This is a genomic window from Arcanobacterium pluranimalium (genome assembly GCF_016907845.1).
Classification (GTDB): Bacteria; Actinomycetota; Actinomycetes; order Actinomycetales; family Actinomycetaceae; genus Arcanobacterium_A; species Arcanobacterium_A pluranimalium.
Map to the genome: position 1 here is coordinate 1930463 of NZ_JAFBCS010000001.1, position 15425 is coordinate 1945887.

At 52.2% G+C, this 15425-nt stretch carries 10 protein-coding genes; 6 read left to right on the top strand and 4 right to left on the bottom strand.

The features are described from left to right. Position 1: 1 nt before the first annotated feature. A complete protein-coding gene (locus JOD55_RS08285) occupies positions 2-3112 on the bottom strand; it encodes a UPF0182 family membrane protein (RefSeq protein WP_204399528.1) in 3111 nt (1036 codons plus the stop codon). A gap of 363 nt (positions 3113-3475) precedes the next feature. On the opposite strand from JOD55_RS08285, the gene JOD55_RS08290 reads away from it, so the two are divergent. Further along, positions 3476-4009, top strand: a complete 534-nt coding sequence (locus JOD55_RS08290) for a PPA1309 family protein (protein ID WP_239538991.1) — start codon at positions 3476-3478, stop codon at positions 4007-4009. A 134-nt stretch (positions 4010-4143) separates the two neighbouring features. On the opposite strand, the gene JOD55_RS08295 is transcribed toward JOD55_RS08290, so the two are convergent. Further along, complete coding sequence (locus JOD55_RS08295; protein ID WP_204399530.1) at positions 4144-5271, bottom strand: S16 family serine protease; 1128 nt, start codon at positions 5269-5271, stop codon at positions 4144-4146. 144 nt (positions 5272-5415) lie between these two features. Here JOD55_RS08295 and JOD55_RS08300 point away from each other — a divergent pair, with 144 nt between their 5' ends. Next, positions 5416-6837, top strand: coding sequence for a zinc-dependent metalloprotease (locus tag JOD55_RS08300; protein ID WP_204399531.1), 1422 nt, complete (start codon positions 5416-5418; stop codon positions 6835-6837). Positions 6838-7057: 220 nt separating this feature from the next. Further along, on the top strand, positions 7058-8074 hold the full coding sequence (locus JOD55_RS08305) for a hypothetical protein (RefSeq protein ID WP_204399532.1): 1017 nt from the start codon (positions 7058-7060) through the stop codon (positions 8072-8074). Here JOD55_RS08305 and JOD55_RS08310 read toward each other — a convergent pair. Further along, complete coding sequence (locus JOD55_RS08310) at positions 7998-10010, bottom strand: UvrD-helicase domain-containing protein (protein ID WP_204399768.1); 2013 nt, start codon at positions 10008-10010, stop codon at positions 7998-8000. The genes JOD55_RS08305 and JOD55_RS08310 overlap by 77 nt on opposite strands. Before the next feature lie 265 nt (positions 10011-10275). Here JOD55_RS08310 and JOD55_RS08315 point away from each other — a divergent pair, with 265 nt between their 5' ends. Further along, positions 10276-10533: a mycoredoxin gene (locus JOD55_RS08315; protein ID WP_204399533.1), complete on the top strand. Its 258-nt coding sequence runs from the start codon at positions 10276-10278 to the stop codon at positions 10531-10533. 189 nt (positions 10534-10722) lie between these two features. Here the strand turns inward: JOD55_RS08315 and mnmA are convergent, their stop codons facing one another. Further along, positions 10723-11898: a tRNA 2-thiouridine(34) synthase MnmA gene (gene mnmA, locus JOD55_RS08320; RefSeq protein WP_239538993.1), complete on the bottom strand. Its 1176-nt coding sequence runs from the start codon at positions 11896-11898 to the stop codon at positions 10723-10725. 89 nt (positions 11899-11987) lie between these two features. On the opposite strand from mnmA, the gene glgX reads away from it, so the two are divergent. Together glgX and trpS are read left to right on the top strand one after the other, a co-directional pair. Next, a complete protein-coding gene (gene glgX / locus JOD55_RS08325) occupies positions 11988-14207 on the top strand; it encodes a glycogen debranching protein GlgX (protein ID WP_338022237.1) in 2220 nt (739 codons plus the stop codon). Positions 14208-14308: 101 nt separating this feature from the next. Beyond that, positions 14309-15415, top strand: coding sequence for a tryptophan--tRNA ligase (trpS, locus tag JOD55_RS08330; RefSeq protein WP_204399535.1), 1107 nt, complete (start codon positions 14309-14311; stop codon positions 15413-15415). Positions 15416-15425: the final 10 nt, after the last annotated feature.

The window sequence follows — 15425 nt, forward strand, 5'->3', positions numbered from 1 at the left end:
GCTACTTCCCCATCGCTTTCTGCGCATTCATGGCTTCTTTAATTGCATCAGCGAGCTTGTTCTGGGCAGCGCCATAAGCACCCCAATCACCATTTCGGCGAGCCGTGTCACTTTCCGAAATTGCCTGTTCGGCTTTCTTCAAAGCTGCGTCCAGCTGCTGCTGCGGCGTGCCGGCGCTATCACCCGCACCACCCGCGCCACCCGCACCAGGTGACGTCGCTGCGCCCTTATCTCCGGCCTTATCTCCAGCCTTGCTACTTCCAGAATCCGCCTTCTCGCTACCAGCACTACCAGCACTACCAGCACCAGCGTCGTGTTTACCGTCCGGAGTTGGCATCGGCGCCGTCTTGTCTGCCTTAATCGCGGCATCACCGGCACTCACACCCGAATCTCCACCGAATACTTTATCGAGAGCAGCATCAAGCGTCGGGGCAAAGCCCACTTTGTCGCCGAACATCGCCAACACATACTGCAAGGTCGGATACTTCGTACCAGTCGCCGCCTGTACGTAAATCGGCTGCACGTATAGCAAGCCTCCTCCAATAGGCAGCGATAGTAAGTTACCTTCCATCACCTCGGTACCACCACGACGCAAAAGGTTGAGCGCCGTCGACACATCTGGGCTGGTCAACATCGCATTTTCGGCCTGTCCCGGACCGGACACAGTCAGATCGCGTGGCGCCTCAAGCAGCCGCAATTTGCCATATGAATCAGCAATCTTGCCAGTCTCATGCCCAGCATTCGAATCCACAGCTAAGAAGCCGGTCATCACATTTCGGTTCGTATTTCCACCTGGGATGTAGGAAGTCGTCAGCGAGAATGACGCCTGCTCCTGGCCCGGCATTTGCAGCGTCAAGTAATAAGGTGGCTGGTTTGGAGCGGTTTTATTCTCGTTGTCCACAGTTGGTTCACGCGGCACCTGCCAGAAGTCACCACCGGAGTAGAACGACTTCGCGTCCTTAACGTGGTAACGCGCCAGCAAACCGCGCTGCACTTTGAACAGATCCTCAGGGTAACGCACATGCGCGATCAAATCGCCCGGCATCTGCTCAAGCGGTGTCACTTGCCCAGGGAAAATATTCTTCCACGCATTAATAATCGGATCCTTCTGATCCCACTGGTAGAGCGTCACTTTTCCGTCATAAGCATTCACAACGGCCTTCACCGAGTTGCGAATATAGTTGATCTGATCTGGGATTTGACCAATTTGATTCTGCTTGGTTCGCGCATCAGCGGTGAGCTCATTGAGTGTTTCACGCGCCGAATAAGGATAGTTATTCGAAGTCGTGTAACCGTCGATGATCCACACAAGCTCTTTCGGTGTCTTGGGGTCATTATCCATGTCGACGACGGCGGGAATCACTTTCGAATCAAGCGTCAAGTATGGCGCTACTTTCGCTACTCGTTTGCGCGGATCACGATCAAAGAGGATCTGCGACTGCGAGGTCACACGATCCGAGAAAAACATTTCCGTGGAGCGGAAACGGATAGCGAACATGAGCTTTTCAAAAGCGTTGGAAATCTTCGGCCCACCGTCGCCCTTATAGGTGGTATTCACCTGCCCGTTCGGTGCGGAGTCGTCTGGATAATCGAGCTCCCAAGGGTCCGTCCCTTTTGGCGCACCCACGATTGAGTATTCTGGTGATTGCTGGCCAAAGTACACGCGCGATTCGTAGTCGCCAATTTCTCCCGACGACGGAATGCCCGCTTCCCAGAACGCAGGGTCGCCTTTCGTCGTCGCCGTGTTTCCATAGGCAGCAGCGACGCCGAAACCGTGCGTGAAAACGGTGTGATCGTTAACCCACGAACGCCGCGAGTTATCCAGACCATCAAGGTTGAGTTCGCGAACCGAGATCACGGTATCGCGCATTTCTCCATTGATCCGGTATCGATCAACCGAGAGCTGTGGCAAGAACTCGTAGTACTGGCGGTTCTGTTGCAGCTGGTTAAACGATGGCGAAACAATATTTGGATCGAGAAGTCGGATCTGCGCAGCCGTCTGCGAATCTTGGCGCAACTGCCCTGGCGTTGCGTCTGTTCGAGCAGCGTATTGGCGCGATTCTACTTGATCAAGTCCATAGGCTTTGAGTGTTGCATCAATATTGCGTTGAATGAATTCCGATTCCAGCTCAGCAGCATTCGGATCAACCTTGAAGTTCTGAAGTAGCACTGGATACAAGCCAGTGAGCACAAGCCCAGCTGCAACGGTGGACGCGATTCCAACGATCGCCAGCTTCCACGTACGTCGCATCGCGGCCACAGCGAATAGCACAGCTACCAGCAACACGGAAATCGCCAAGATAGTCAGGCCTGGTTTCGAAGCATTGATGTCTGTGAAGCTCGCTCCTGAGAAGCGGTCATTATTGCCGAGGAGCAGGTCGTATCGAGAAAGCCAGAATACGGCGGCCACGCCGAGCGTTGCTAAAGTAGCTAAAATACCTACGTGTAACTGGGCTTTCTTTGAAAAACGCAGCTTTCCTTTGATCGTGGCAATATCGGAGTTGATCCAATATCCAACCATCGCTGCGAGCAGCGATATTGCGATCAACATGAAGAAGTAGCTCAAAAGTAAATGCAATACTGGCAGGCTGAACACGTAGAACGAAATATCGAGCCCGAATTCTGGATCTTTTTGATTGAACGGTGTCGAGTTGAGCCAGAGCAAGAACGAGCGCCAATCAGCCCCAAGCGTCGTACCTGCGAGAATACCAACTACAAGTGGCGCAACGCCCAGCGATAGCCACGGCTTACCTCTTGCAAGTCGGTTGAGTTTCATCTGTGCAGACACCGGCGCTAGCAGCGGTTCCGTAGCTGGAAGAGCCTTCTTGCCGAATTTTCCTCCCATAGCAATCCGCAGGTTCAAAGCAATGAACAGCGTAAATACAACTGCACCAACGGCCGCCAACACTAGCCATGCGCCGTATTGGGTCCAAAACACCCGCGCAGCTTCAATCTGTTCAAACCATTTCAGTTCCGTCCAAAATGATGCAAAAACCACGGTTACTGCCACGAGCACGCCTAAGATGGCTAACGTGGGCAGGAACGCTCCTCCTGCACCGCTTTTCTTCTTCGCCGTCGTCGGCTTTCCCGCCTCAGGCTTATTCGGCGGCATGTGTGAAGTAGACAATCCAAAGACCTCATCATGTTGTTATTGCGCTGCCCACCTGTGTTTCTGCACGATGCTGGGCATATATAATCACTTAAAACCGTATCAGAATTCACTGGAGTAATTCACCCTTCGGATGATGTTTCCAAGCAGATCAAGCTTTTGGCGAATCTCAAACAGATGCGTGGCGCCTAAGAGCACAACACCCAAGCGCAGCGTCCACAGCTCAAATCTCTAAGAGCATAACAACGGCGCACAGCACCCAAAGCACACAGCACCCAAAGCACACAACACCAAGCACGGCTCAAAAACCAAATACTCATGGAAATCTCAAAGCACTCTTCAGAATCTTATGGAACAATGATTCCTATGACTGCTTCTCACGCTCTTCGAAATGCCACATTAGAGATTGAAAAACACGTTGCGCGCGGCGGTTGGGATGGCCCAATCCGACTTTTTGCCCTTGTTAAGGCGCGCGCGGCTCTCGATTTGAATCCGGCCTTGGCCGATGAGCTGCCGGCGGACGTCAAAGCCGATTCAATTTCTGATCCCAACGTGCTGTTTTCAGTAGAACAAGAGGAGTTACCGCAGGCAGATTCGTTGAATGAACTGCTGGGGCAGATCATGTGGCCAGAGGAAGTTGACGGCGCTGCGATCTCTGTTGAACGAATCGTATTGCCGCCGTCGGCAGAAACTAATCTCCCAAGCGACGATTTAGAGGCACAAAAGATCCTCGAAAACCACCCGGATCGTCAAGACGTGCGGATGGTCGCCGCCGTCTTACGCACGGGCGAAACGTGGAGCGCGATTCGTATGAAAGAGCACGACGCCGACGACATGGTTCTCTCTGGAAGTGACCTCGTCGAAGGCCTCACTGCAGCACTGAAGACGACGTTCGAGTAACATTCGAGCGACGAAACCAGAGCGACGTCGTTCACGCAGCGTGGATTTTCTAGCGTTCCGTCACTGTTGTGGTATTTTCTCTAACTGCTGAGGAGTTTTACTCGCTCTAGTACTGCCTAACTTTGGCGATGCGGCTATTTGTGGTTCTCAACCAAATCACGGCACGAGGTTAGTTTGCTTGTATCGCCTGATTTGACGCCCTCAACCACGGCGCGCGCCTCTTCAATGGTGCGAACCGCCCATATGTTCATTTTTTGTGGCTCATACCCAAGAGTTTCTTGGCAGTTTTCCGCAGGTGCGATAAAGTCCGTAGCTCCGTGCTCACTTGCACCTTGGAGTTTGTGCACGATCCCACCAATCGGTCCAACACTACCGTTCCAAGCAATGGTGCCAGTTCCGGCAATTGCAGCTTTGCCGCCGAGCGAATCTTTCGTGAGTTGGTCGTAGATCCCTAGTGTGAACATCGTGCCAGCGCTGGGACCACCAATTCCTTCAACAAGATACTTTGCCTGCCCAGGCATTTTTACGTCGCTCACATCGAGAATAACCCCCAGTAGTGAGCCTGGATGTAGCCAACCGTTGGAGTCTTTCTCATAAGGAATCGTCTCGAAAGTTTCCTCCTGGAGTTGCCCAGCGCGCTCAATTCTTAAGGTAACTGCAGTTTTAGGAGGAGTTTTCTCTAGAACTGCCGCGAGCTGTTTGAAGCTGGTGACGCCGTGAAACTCGTTTTCTCCGCCGACTTTGATTTCTTTGATGACGTCGTCTGCCTGCAGTTTCTTTCCTGAGGGATAGTCAGGATTCACGCCAGCTACTTTCAGCGTCATTGACACTGGATAACCGGCCATTTCAAAGGCCACAAGTGCCGCAGTGTCTTGAGACGACGTCATGGCCATTTTGTTTTGTTCCTGTACCTCGTCGGAGCTGAGGTTTTCGGGGAACATCACCCGCAGCGGCAGGAGCTGTAAGTCTTTGCGAAAGAGCGCGGTGATTGCTTGCCCGACCGGCGCTCCGGCGTCGGCATTTCCGTACGCGCTCACAGTGGTCATGAATAATTTGGTATCACTGGGAAATGTTTGTACTCCGCTGAGCGACACGAGAGGTTTGCCATCAACTTTAGAATTAACATCCAGTGCAGGGCCCGTTCCTTGCACCACGTATCCAGAGGGCATTGTAATTGCAATGAGCAGCAAGAACGTGAACACAATTCCGGATAGATGAACGTGTTTCTTCGGATTTTGGGTGTTGATTCTATTCAGTGGCACTCCAATATAATCGCATGCTTTTCTGTGAAATTGCTGGGGAATACCTATCAAAATGGGCACTGTCACGTTCGCCATGTGCGGAGCCATATTTCTTGGTACTAACACTGCCGAGCGATTACGCTTGGGGTAAATGTAGGAGGATTCATGAGTCAAGACCCAAATGAGGCCCAAGATCCAAACAATTTCGAGCAGATGTTGCGCGCCATTTTAGGTGATGAAGCAGCTCAAGAGGTTGTGCGGGCTTTTGAGCAGGAGGGCGTCGACCCCAATGCCCAGATGTCACAGATGTTCAACGGGCAAGATTTCACGGTCATCAGCCAACAGATTCAAGATTTGCTTGGTTCGTCCGGCGACGGCGCTGTGAACTGGAAGATCGCAGAGCAAGTTGCCCGCGAAACGATTGCGGCCAAACATCTTGATCAACTGACGAGCGCTGAGGGCGACGCCGCGCGCAATGCCTTGCGTACAGCTTCGCTGTGGCTGGATGCCGCTTGCGAGCTTGACCCTACCGTGGGGCCAAATATGGCATGGATGCGTCTTGACTGGGTGGCACATTCGCTGCCAACATTCAAACGTCTTTTTGATCCAGTTGGTGAAAATATCGTTCGTGCAGTCTCGGAGTCATTTGAGGTGCAGGTAGAGCATATGCCACCTGAAATGCAAGGCATGTTTGGCGATCCTACTCAGATTATGGGCAAGGTACTAGCCTCGATGCTCGGAGTGCAGTACGGTGCAGCTCTTGCCGAATTAGCCACAGCATCATTTGGCACGACCGACACCGGCTTACCGCTGATGGAAGGCTCTTCGGCAGCTCTAGTTCCATCCAATATTCTCAGCTTTGCGCAGGAACTCGATATCGAATATTCAGAAGTACTCGCTTATGTGGCGGTGCGAGAAGCGGCAGCCGCGCGTCTTTACACGCGAGTTCCATGGTTACGTTCGCGAGTGCTCGATACCGTTGCTGAATTTGCCCAAGGAATCACCATCAATACGGAGGCCATTGAAGAGCAGTTGCGCGATATTTCGATGGAAGATCCCTCGGCTATGCACGAGATTGACCTCAGCGGAGTATTCTCGCTTGATCTTACTGATTCTCAAGCCGACGCTCTTTCCCGACTTGAGCATCTCATTTCGCTAGTCGAAGGCTGGGTATCGGAAATTTCCGCACGAGCGGTGGCTCCTCATCTGCCTCACGCAGTGCCGTTGCGCGAGATGTTCACGCGACGCTCTGCGACGAATAATCCTGCGAAACACGTGTGGGAAACACAGCTCGGTATGCAACTCGTGCCGCGGCAAATTCGCGACGCTGCAAAGTTCTGGCAGCTTGCATTTACCAAGCTAGGAGCTGAAGAACGAGACGCTTTATGGTCTCATCCTGATCTGCTTCCCACTTCGCAGGTTCTCAGTAATCCGGAGGAGTTTTTCACCGAACAAACGTCATCTGATATTGAAGCTGAGCTCGATTCTTTCTTAGCTGATTTGTTTAGCGAATCCAATGGCTCTGCTCAAGGCGGATCCGACATTCCTCATGAACCAAAATTTGGAGAATCCGAAACGGATAAATAATTTACACTACCGCAAAACTTAATCTGGTGGGGGCGGGTTTCCACAGCTGTGGAAACCCGCCCCCACCATTTTTCAATTCAGCTTAATCTTTTATTAACAAACGTTGTTATTTGCCATGGCTGCCTTTTCAACACACAGTTGGCGGCAATCATGGCAAATAACAACTCCTCAATCTGTGAATAGCCTCTTCTGCGCTCTTCACCACATAAGGATGGAAACAATGCATATTACGAATGGATTAGGCGTGTATTGGTGGTCGCCAAAATCGGCGCAAATCGGATTGGATCCACGCATTGGAGTCGAATTGAAGAACCTCACACCTAAAGAATTGTCGTTCGTCGATTCACTCACTGTGCCACACACTGATTCTGACATCAAGGAACTTGCTGCGAGTAAAGGAATTTCACCGCAGCGAACCCAAGAAATTTTGGCTAATTTGGATCGAGCTGGAGTAATGGACAGCGATCGTCCTTTTACCCCTGATGGTGACGCATGGTGGAGGTTGCATCACAGACTTCCCCAACACCGAAAGATTTTGCGTATTTGCGTTCCTAATCTTGACGCCTTGGGATTCGGAATTGCCATCGAATTAATACGAGCCGGCATAGGCACCTTGACCACTGCGGACACTCAAACTGTGGGCGAATTCGACTATCCACAGGTTCGCGGCGAATACTTCGGTTTACCTCGCGTTCAGGCCCTTACCTCAATTGCCAGAGAGATCAATCCCCACATCACTCTCCAGACTGATCAACCTCCACATTTGGTGGTGATGACTGGTTCGCACTGCGTCGATCCTTTGCATGTGGGCAAATATTTAGCGCAAGGCATCCCCGTCTTTCAAGCAGTTACCGAAGAGGTAGATATATTCGTTGGTCCGGTGTCGGTTCCCCATCAAAGCCCCTGTGGTACCTGCGTTTATCTTGAACGTCTCGACGCCGATGCCCACTGGGCGTACTTCGCTGCCCAGGCCTGTGCTGGACGCCCGGTCATCCCAGAATGGAGCTCTTTTCTGCTCGCCCAGAGTCTGGCTGTGCGTGAGATCTTGAATCTCGCCGACGGATTTGGCTGTTCAATCACCCATGCCCGCTGGCTGGTACGCCCTTCTCCCGCTGCTCCGATGCTCACAGCCTTAGAAGTGCACCCGAGCTGCGATTGCGTCACCCCTCAAAAGAACGACGATGCCCGATCACCTCAGGATTCACAACCGCCAAGAGATCCAAACCGTACTTCGTGAGTTTGGTATTTCCGATACCTTTGATTTTGCCAAGCTCTTCAAGGTTGCGCGGTTTTTGAACCGCAATGTGCATGAGCGTTGAATCGTGGAAAATCACAAAGGCCGGTTTTCCTGCTGCTTCGCTCACTTTCTGCCGCCATTGCTTGAGTTCTTCAAAGAGCGCAAGATCTTGCGGATGCTCTTGAACGAAACTTTCTTGAATAGCTTTTGCCCGTTTACGCTTGGTCGTTGACGGAGAGGCAAGTTGTGGCCATTCGTCTTCCAAAAAACGCGAAATCTTCCGATTACTGCGGTTGCCATTTCCCTGAGCATAAGAAATATTTAATTCTTCTTGGGCGCGAGTAAGACCAACGTAGAGTAATCGGCGCTCTTCACTCACTTTTTCAGGTGAATTCGCTAAAGAGATCGGCATCAATCCTTCGCTCATACCGATGAGAAAAACTATTGGCCACTCTAATCCTTTTGCAGCATGAAGCGAAGATAGAGTTACTGAATTAACGGTAGGAACGTTCTGTAACTGCGATCGTTCTTCGAGTTCCAGCACAAAATCTTGAATCTTCGCTTGGCGGGCATTCCACATTTCTTCAGCTAGATTAAGTAATGCTCTGAGTGATTCCCACCGCTCTCGTGCAGCTCCCATCTGTTCAGGTGCTGTTGGTCGCCAGCCCATAGCCTTGAGGGTGCTTCCAACGACTTCTGGCAGTGGCAATTGTTCTTCAACGCGGGCAGCTGCACGCAATGCAACCATTGCCTCTCGAACTTCACGTCGATTAAAAAACCGTTCCGAGCCTTTTAGTGCATAGGAAATTCCTGCTTGCGACAACGCATTTTCGATTGCAGCAGATTGAGCATTCGTCCGATAAAGCACAGCAATATCGCTCAGCTCGCGGCCCTCATGGCACAAACTCAATATTTTGCCTGCTACGTGAGCAGCTTCGTCGGCATCGTCGTCATATTTTGCGAAATCAACCGGCCTACCTGATGGAAGCATGGAGTTGAGATAGACGGCTCCATTAAGTTGATCGCTCGAGATAGTTGAATTAGCTAACTCCACAATCTGCGGAGTAGACCGGTAATTGCGATTGAGCTTGACGACTTGCGCCTGCGGGAACTCTTTCGAAAACTCCGAAAGGTACGTCGATCGCGCGCCTGTGAAGGAGTAGATCGTCTGTGAAACATCGCCAACTACGCATAAATCTTTACGATCCCCTAGCCATAATTGGAGAAGCCGATGCTGCATTGGAGAGACGTCCTGATATTCGTCCACCACAAAATGCCGGAACCGGTTTCGAATCCGACTCGTGATATCGCCACGGTCGCGCATAATACCGATAAGAATCAAAATTGCATCTTCAAAGTCGATGATATTTCGTTCCTGCTTGACCTCTTCATAGACACTGATGAGCCGGGCAATATCTTCGGGCGACTGATCCGCAATATTGAGACGCCCCTGCGCAATCGCCTGCGCGGCGTAATCCTCAGGTGCAATCAAAGAAACCTTCGACCACTCAATTTCTTCGGTGAGGTCTTTTAGGCTCACTCGATCAGTTGGCATGCCCAACTGGGCGGCAGCTTGCGAAACAAAGGGCAATTTTTGCTCTCTAATTTCTGGCAAGCGCCCACCAATTGCATTTGGCCAAAAAAAGCGCAGTTGAAAAAGTGCAGCTGCATGAAAAGTCTGGGCTTCCACACGGGGAACACCTAAATCTCGCAAACGCCCCCGCATCTCTCCTGCTGCCCGACTGGTAAATGTTACAGCCAAGACGTTGCGCGGATCGTAGACTCCTGAGTGAACTCCGTGCGCGATCCGATAAGTAATCGCCCGCGTTTTACCAGTTCCAGCGCCAGCCAGCACGCATAGCGGCCCATGAAGTGAGGTTGCAACGGCGCGCTGCTCGGGATCGAGATCGCGCAGTAATTCACCGTTATAGTCCACCAATCAAGGCACCTCATTTTCGCAGTTCTTTATCTATATCGCATCGAAATCGGTATCACAGACCGAGAATTCAAAGTCAAACTCAAGTAATCACAATGCTATTGCGTCGAATCACAATGCCATTGCGTCACTTTTCTCAAAGTTCTATCACAGTCTAGTGCGCAGTGAGCTTATTGAGCATCTTTGGCGTATCGAACAGGTGAAAAAATTTCGCTCCCAGCTTTGGAACAAGGCCAGATACGCACATCGCAGTTAGCATATCAATATGGCTGAAGAACTCGTTACAATATATTCCACCACGTGGTGCGGTTACTGCAAAAACCTCAAAAAGCAGCTCGATGCCAAAGGTATCACCTATCGCGAGGTCAATATCGAAGAAGATGCCCAGGCAGCAGATCGCGTAGCCGAGGTTAATGGTGGCGATCGCATCGTTCCTACAGTGGAGTTTTGGGATTCAACCACGCTCACGAATCCTCGTGCCGCAGAGGTTGAATCCAAACTGAGCGAGTATTCTGCCAACTAAGCCCTAGAATGAATCGCTATTGCGGTGCCAATTTACCCGCCGAGCACCGCTTGCTGGAAGTAACACCAGCTGGCCGGTAACGGGAAGTAACGCCAGCTGGTCGGCAATCCGCTTGCACCACACTAACACCGCGCTTGCACCACGCCGACACCTGTTAGCAGGTCTAGCACCTACTAACAGGCCTAGCACCTACTGGTGGGTTTGAGCTACCAAAGCTCTGCCTAAGACTCGGTCATTGTGATATACCACAACTGATTGACCACGCGGCAAGCCACGAACCTCTTCGTGCAAGTCAATGTGCATGACGTCGTCGTCTCTGCGAATCAGAGCCGGAATCTCGCGACCGTGCGCACGCACTTGAACGAAAGCCTCCACAGCGTCGTCGGAAATATCAGGCGCGAGCCAATTCGCCTGCGTACCTGTAATTTTACGCACCGCAAGGAGCTCTTTCGGTCCGATCGTCACGGTATTGGTGCGCGCGTCGACGTCGATCACAAATTTGGGCTCTTTACCCTGCATTGAGCGATCTAACCCCAGGCCTTTACGCTGGCCAATCGTGTAGCCATAAATACCTGAATGCTCCCCGACCACATTGCCGTGTTCATCGCGTATTTCCCCAGCTTGCTTCCCGAGGCGAGCTTCGATGAAGCCGCGAGTGTCGCCATCAGGAATAAAACAAATATCGTAAGAGTCCGGTTTCTCCCCTGTGCCCAAATTGCGGCGAATTGCCTCTTCACGAACTGCTTCTTTCGAGAGCGCATCACCAAGCGGAAAAAATGACCGCGCCAGCATATCAAGCCCCACCGCCGACAGCACATACGACTGATCTTTCGCCCGGTAACGTGCTCGATGCAGCTGGGCAAAACCGCTAGAAGACTGTTCAGCATGCGTCACGCTCGCATAATGGCCACTAATAACGCCATCAAAACCATGCTCAGCAGCGAACTGATGCAAAACCACAAATTTCACATGCTCATTGCAATGCACACAAGGGTTCGGAGTGTGTCCCTGCTGGTACGCATCGAGAAAATAGTCCACTACCAGCTTGGAAAAAACCTCGGCATAGTCCCACGTCTGGAAGTCGATGCCTAACTTATCGGCCACCCGCGCAGCATCGAGCCGGTCGCGCGGATTCCCGCAACCTGCAATTGGACCATCTGGTACGACGTCGGAGGCCAGATTTGCGTGTAAAGCGAGGTACACGCCCGTCACGTCGTGCCCTTGTTCGACCATTCGCGCCGTCGCCACGGACGAATCAACACCACCAGACATTGCTGCAAGAATCTTCACCCTCACAGTGTAAAGGCTCAAGGCAATCAATACAGTCCATGATGGTGCAGATCGGCTCACACTCGTATTGCTCATGCCGTCCCGAGCCTCCACAAACTGCAACGTGACACTCCCCATGAGCTCAAAATTTCGGAAAATTTCCTAAAACTGCCACAATGTTATGCGTGACTTCACCGATTCCTCCCCAGTCCGCGTCGCACTTCGTCGATTACGAAGCGCCGCTGAGCGAAAAGCCGCGCGCGCAAGTTTCTCACTTCGGAGTGCAGCTTGTGGACGGCGGAGCGGATATTTGCGTACACGCTGGGCATGCGAATCGGGTCGATGTCTGTTTTTTCAACCGCGTTGGCGACGATCTACATGAAAGACGCTTCACGCTTCACCGCACGTTGCACGGAAATTGGCAAGGCTATGTACCGGGTATCGAAGCTGGTCAAGCCTACGGTTTTCGAGTGTATGGCCGCTGGGACCCCGAAGCTGGAATGCGCCACAATCCGGCAAAAGTCCTGCTTGATCCTTATGCGCGCGCACTTGCGCAAAATCCACAACTCCATGAAGCACTCTTTGCACACGACGTCGATGAAAACTTGGCAGCATTGCCAAATCAGGCTGCGAATACCTTAGATTCTGCACCTTACGCGGCCTTGGGAATGGTCACGCAAGACGAGTACCATCCCATTCGCCACCCGCACGTACCTTGGGATCAAACAGTCATCTACGAAGCTCATGTAGTTGGGCTCACCCGCCGTTTGCCGAATATTCCCGAGCATCTGCGCGGAACTTATGCCGGCGTCGCTCACCCCGAAACGATCGCATATCTGAAAAACCTGGGCGTGACTACCATCGAGCTACTACCCATCCACGCAAAGTTTTCAGAACCTTTCCTCACGCTCAAAGGCCTTGAAAACTATTGGGGTTACAATACACTCTCCTATTTTGCACCTGAACCAAGCTACGCGACCGAAGCGAATCGCCAAGCAGGACCATCTGGCGTGATTAACGAGGTCAAAGGCATGGTTTCGCTTCTGCACGACGCCGGCATCGAAGTCGTGCTCGACGTCGTCTACAATCACACCTGCGAAGCAGGCATCACCGGCCCCACGTTGAGCTGGCGAGGCATCGACTCTACCGCCTATTATCGCCATGATTCACGTCAACCTGGCCAGTTTAAAGACACCACCGGTTGCGGGAATTCATTTGATTTCCGACGGCAGGCGGTTGTGCAGCTTACGCTCGATTCCCTGCGCTATTGGGTGGAGTGCATCGGCGTAGACGGTTTCCGTTTCGATCTTGCTGCGACGCTGAGCCGCGAAGGCGATACGTTCAACCGCAACCACCCCCTGTACGTCGCGATGGCAACTGATCCGGTTTTACGCTCAGTCAAACTGATCAACGAGCCTTGGGATTTGGGGATCAACGGCTGGCAGACGGGGAATTTTCCCTCCCCTACCGCCGACTGGAATGACCGCTTCCGCGATACGCTACGGTCATTTTGGCTACGCGAGCCAGCTGCGATCCAAGCTGGCGGCAGCGGCTGCGACCTGCGCGATATCGCTACTCGACTCTCTGGATCAGCTGATCTCTTCGGCCACGGCAGAATTCCGGGCGGGCGCGGTATCCACTCCTCGATCAATTTCATCACTGCACACGACGGTTTCACAGCGCGCGACCTCGTGTCTTACAACGACAAACACAACGAAGCGAACCTTGAAGAAAATCGCGACGGCACCACGAATAATCTCTCGTGGAATCACGGTTTCGAAGGTGACGACGGCGTTGCGGAAACGTCACCGATCGCCGTCGCCCGACGTCGTTCCATCCGTAACCTGCTCGGAAGTCTCCTGCTCAGCGCGGGCACTCCGATGCTCAACGCAGGCGATGAAGTATTGCACACCCAATACGGCAACAATAATGCTTACTGCCAAAACTCAGACATATCCTGGATGAGCTGGGAATCTACGCAAGATTCACGCAATCTCTACGATACGGTTTCTTATCTCAATTCTTTGCGGCGCGACCATCAAGTGCTGCGTCCAACCAGTTTCTACACGGGTGAGATCAGCGAAAATGATTCGATTCGGGATCTGGAGTGGTTTGACGCAACCGGTATGCCGATGGCCGACTACAAGTGGTTTGACGCAAACATTCGCACTCTGCAAATGTTGCGTTCCGGCGCGGGAGACGACGTCGACGCACTGATCGTTATTAACGGGTCCACCGATGACGTTTGCGTTACTCTACCACGTCGGCGCGGGCACGACTACGAATTGGTCTGGGATTCTACCTGGGAATATCCAACACAGACCCACAGCATAATGCCTGCGCAATCGGCAACGCAGATGCTTTCGCTCTCCATGCGGCTCTATTTCACACTGCCACATAACTGAACAACTGAACCGCTTCCCCAACAGGGCTTGCGCTATCGGTGCAGATTTTCACACTAGTGCTTTATCCCGGTAGGATATTTTCAGAGTAAAAGGAAGAGGAAATGACTTCACATAACGTTCAAGATGCCCTAGAAAATGCCACCTCCGATGCTTCATTAGCACGCGCACGGGAAGTAAGCGCAAAAATTAAAGAAGCAATTGCCAAGGATCCCAGCGAGTTTCGGGTACTCACTGGAGATCGCCCCACCGGCAATCTGCATATTGGACACTACTTCGGATCGCTTCGCAACCGGGTTGAGCTGCAGAAAAAAGGTGTTGACACCTGGCTACTGATAGCCGACTATCAGGTGATCACTGACCGCGACGGCGTCGGACCAATCAAAGACCGCGTGTATTCTTTGCTTACGGATTATTTGGCAATCGGTATGGATCCGCAGCGCACGACTTTCTTTGCGCATTCTCAGATCCCTGAACTCAACGAGCTCATGTTGCCTTTCCTCTCTTTGGTAACCGATGCTGAACTGCGACGCAATCCAACGGTTAAAGCGGAGTTAGATGCCACCAACGGCCGGCCCATGTCCGGTTTGTTACTCACTTATCCGGTGCATCAGGCCGCAGATATTCTGTTCTGCAAGGCCAATATTGTGCCGGTCGGTAAAGATCAGCTCCCTCATCTAGAGCAGGCTCGGGTTATCGCCGATAGATTCGAGGCGCGCTACGGCTTGGCGTCTTCTGGAAAGTCTGTGTTCCCGCGCCCGCAGGCTCTGCTATCTGAGGCAGAGAGTGTGCTTGGTTTAGACGGCACGAAGATGAGTAAATCGCGTGGTAATACCATTGAATTGGGAATGACGGCCGATGAAACTGCCAAGCGCATCAAGAAAGCTGTGACTGATTCGGACCGCCACATCACTTTTGATCCTGTCAATCGCCCAGAAGTGTCGAATCTATTGCTTCTCGCCGCGCTTGCCACAAATGGTGATCCGCATGAGATTGCGGCTGAGATCGGCGATGGCGGCGGCGGCACTTTGAAGAATGTGGTCACTGAAGCATTGAATGAGCACCTGGCTCCAATCCGCGCAAAACGTCTTGAATTGGCGCAAGACCCTGCTTATTTGGCTGAGGTTCTTCACGCTGGCATCGCGCGTGCTCGTGAGCAGGCGCAGGCCACGTTGCGTGAAGTGCACGAAGCGATCAATATGGTTTACTGAGCGAGCAAGC

Excerpts from the sequence above, each read along its gene's own strand:
- JOD55_RS08290 (WP_239538991.1), top strand. The coding sequence starts at position 3,476 with ATGACTGCTTCTCACGCTCTTCGAAATGCCACATTAGAGATTGAAAAA.
- mnmA (WP_239538993.1), bottom strand. The coding sequence starts at position 11,898 with ATGAGCAATACGAGTGTGAGCCGATCTGCACCATCATGGACTGTATTG.
- JOD55_RS08315 (WP_204399533.1), top strand. The coding sequence starts at position 10,276 with ATGGCTGAAGAACTCGTTACAATATATTCCACCACGTGGTGCGGTTAC.
- JOD55_RS08305 (WP_204399532.1), top strand. The coding sequence starts at position 7,058 with ATGCATATTACGAATGGATTAGGCGTGTATTGGTGGTCGCCAAAATCG.
- JOD55_RS08300 (WP_204399531.1), top strand. The coding sequence starts at position 5,416 with ATGAGTCAAGACCCAAATGAGGCCCAAGATCCAAACAATTTCGAGCAG.
- trpS (WP_204399535.1), top strand. The coding sequence starts at position 14,309 with ATGACTTCACATAACGTTCAAGATGCCCTAGAAAATGCCACCTCCGAT.
- JOD55_RS08285 (WP_204399528.1), bottom strand. The coding sequence starts at position 3,112 with ATGCCGCCGAATAAGCCTGAGGCGGGAAAGCCGACGACGGCGAAGAAG.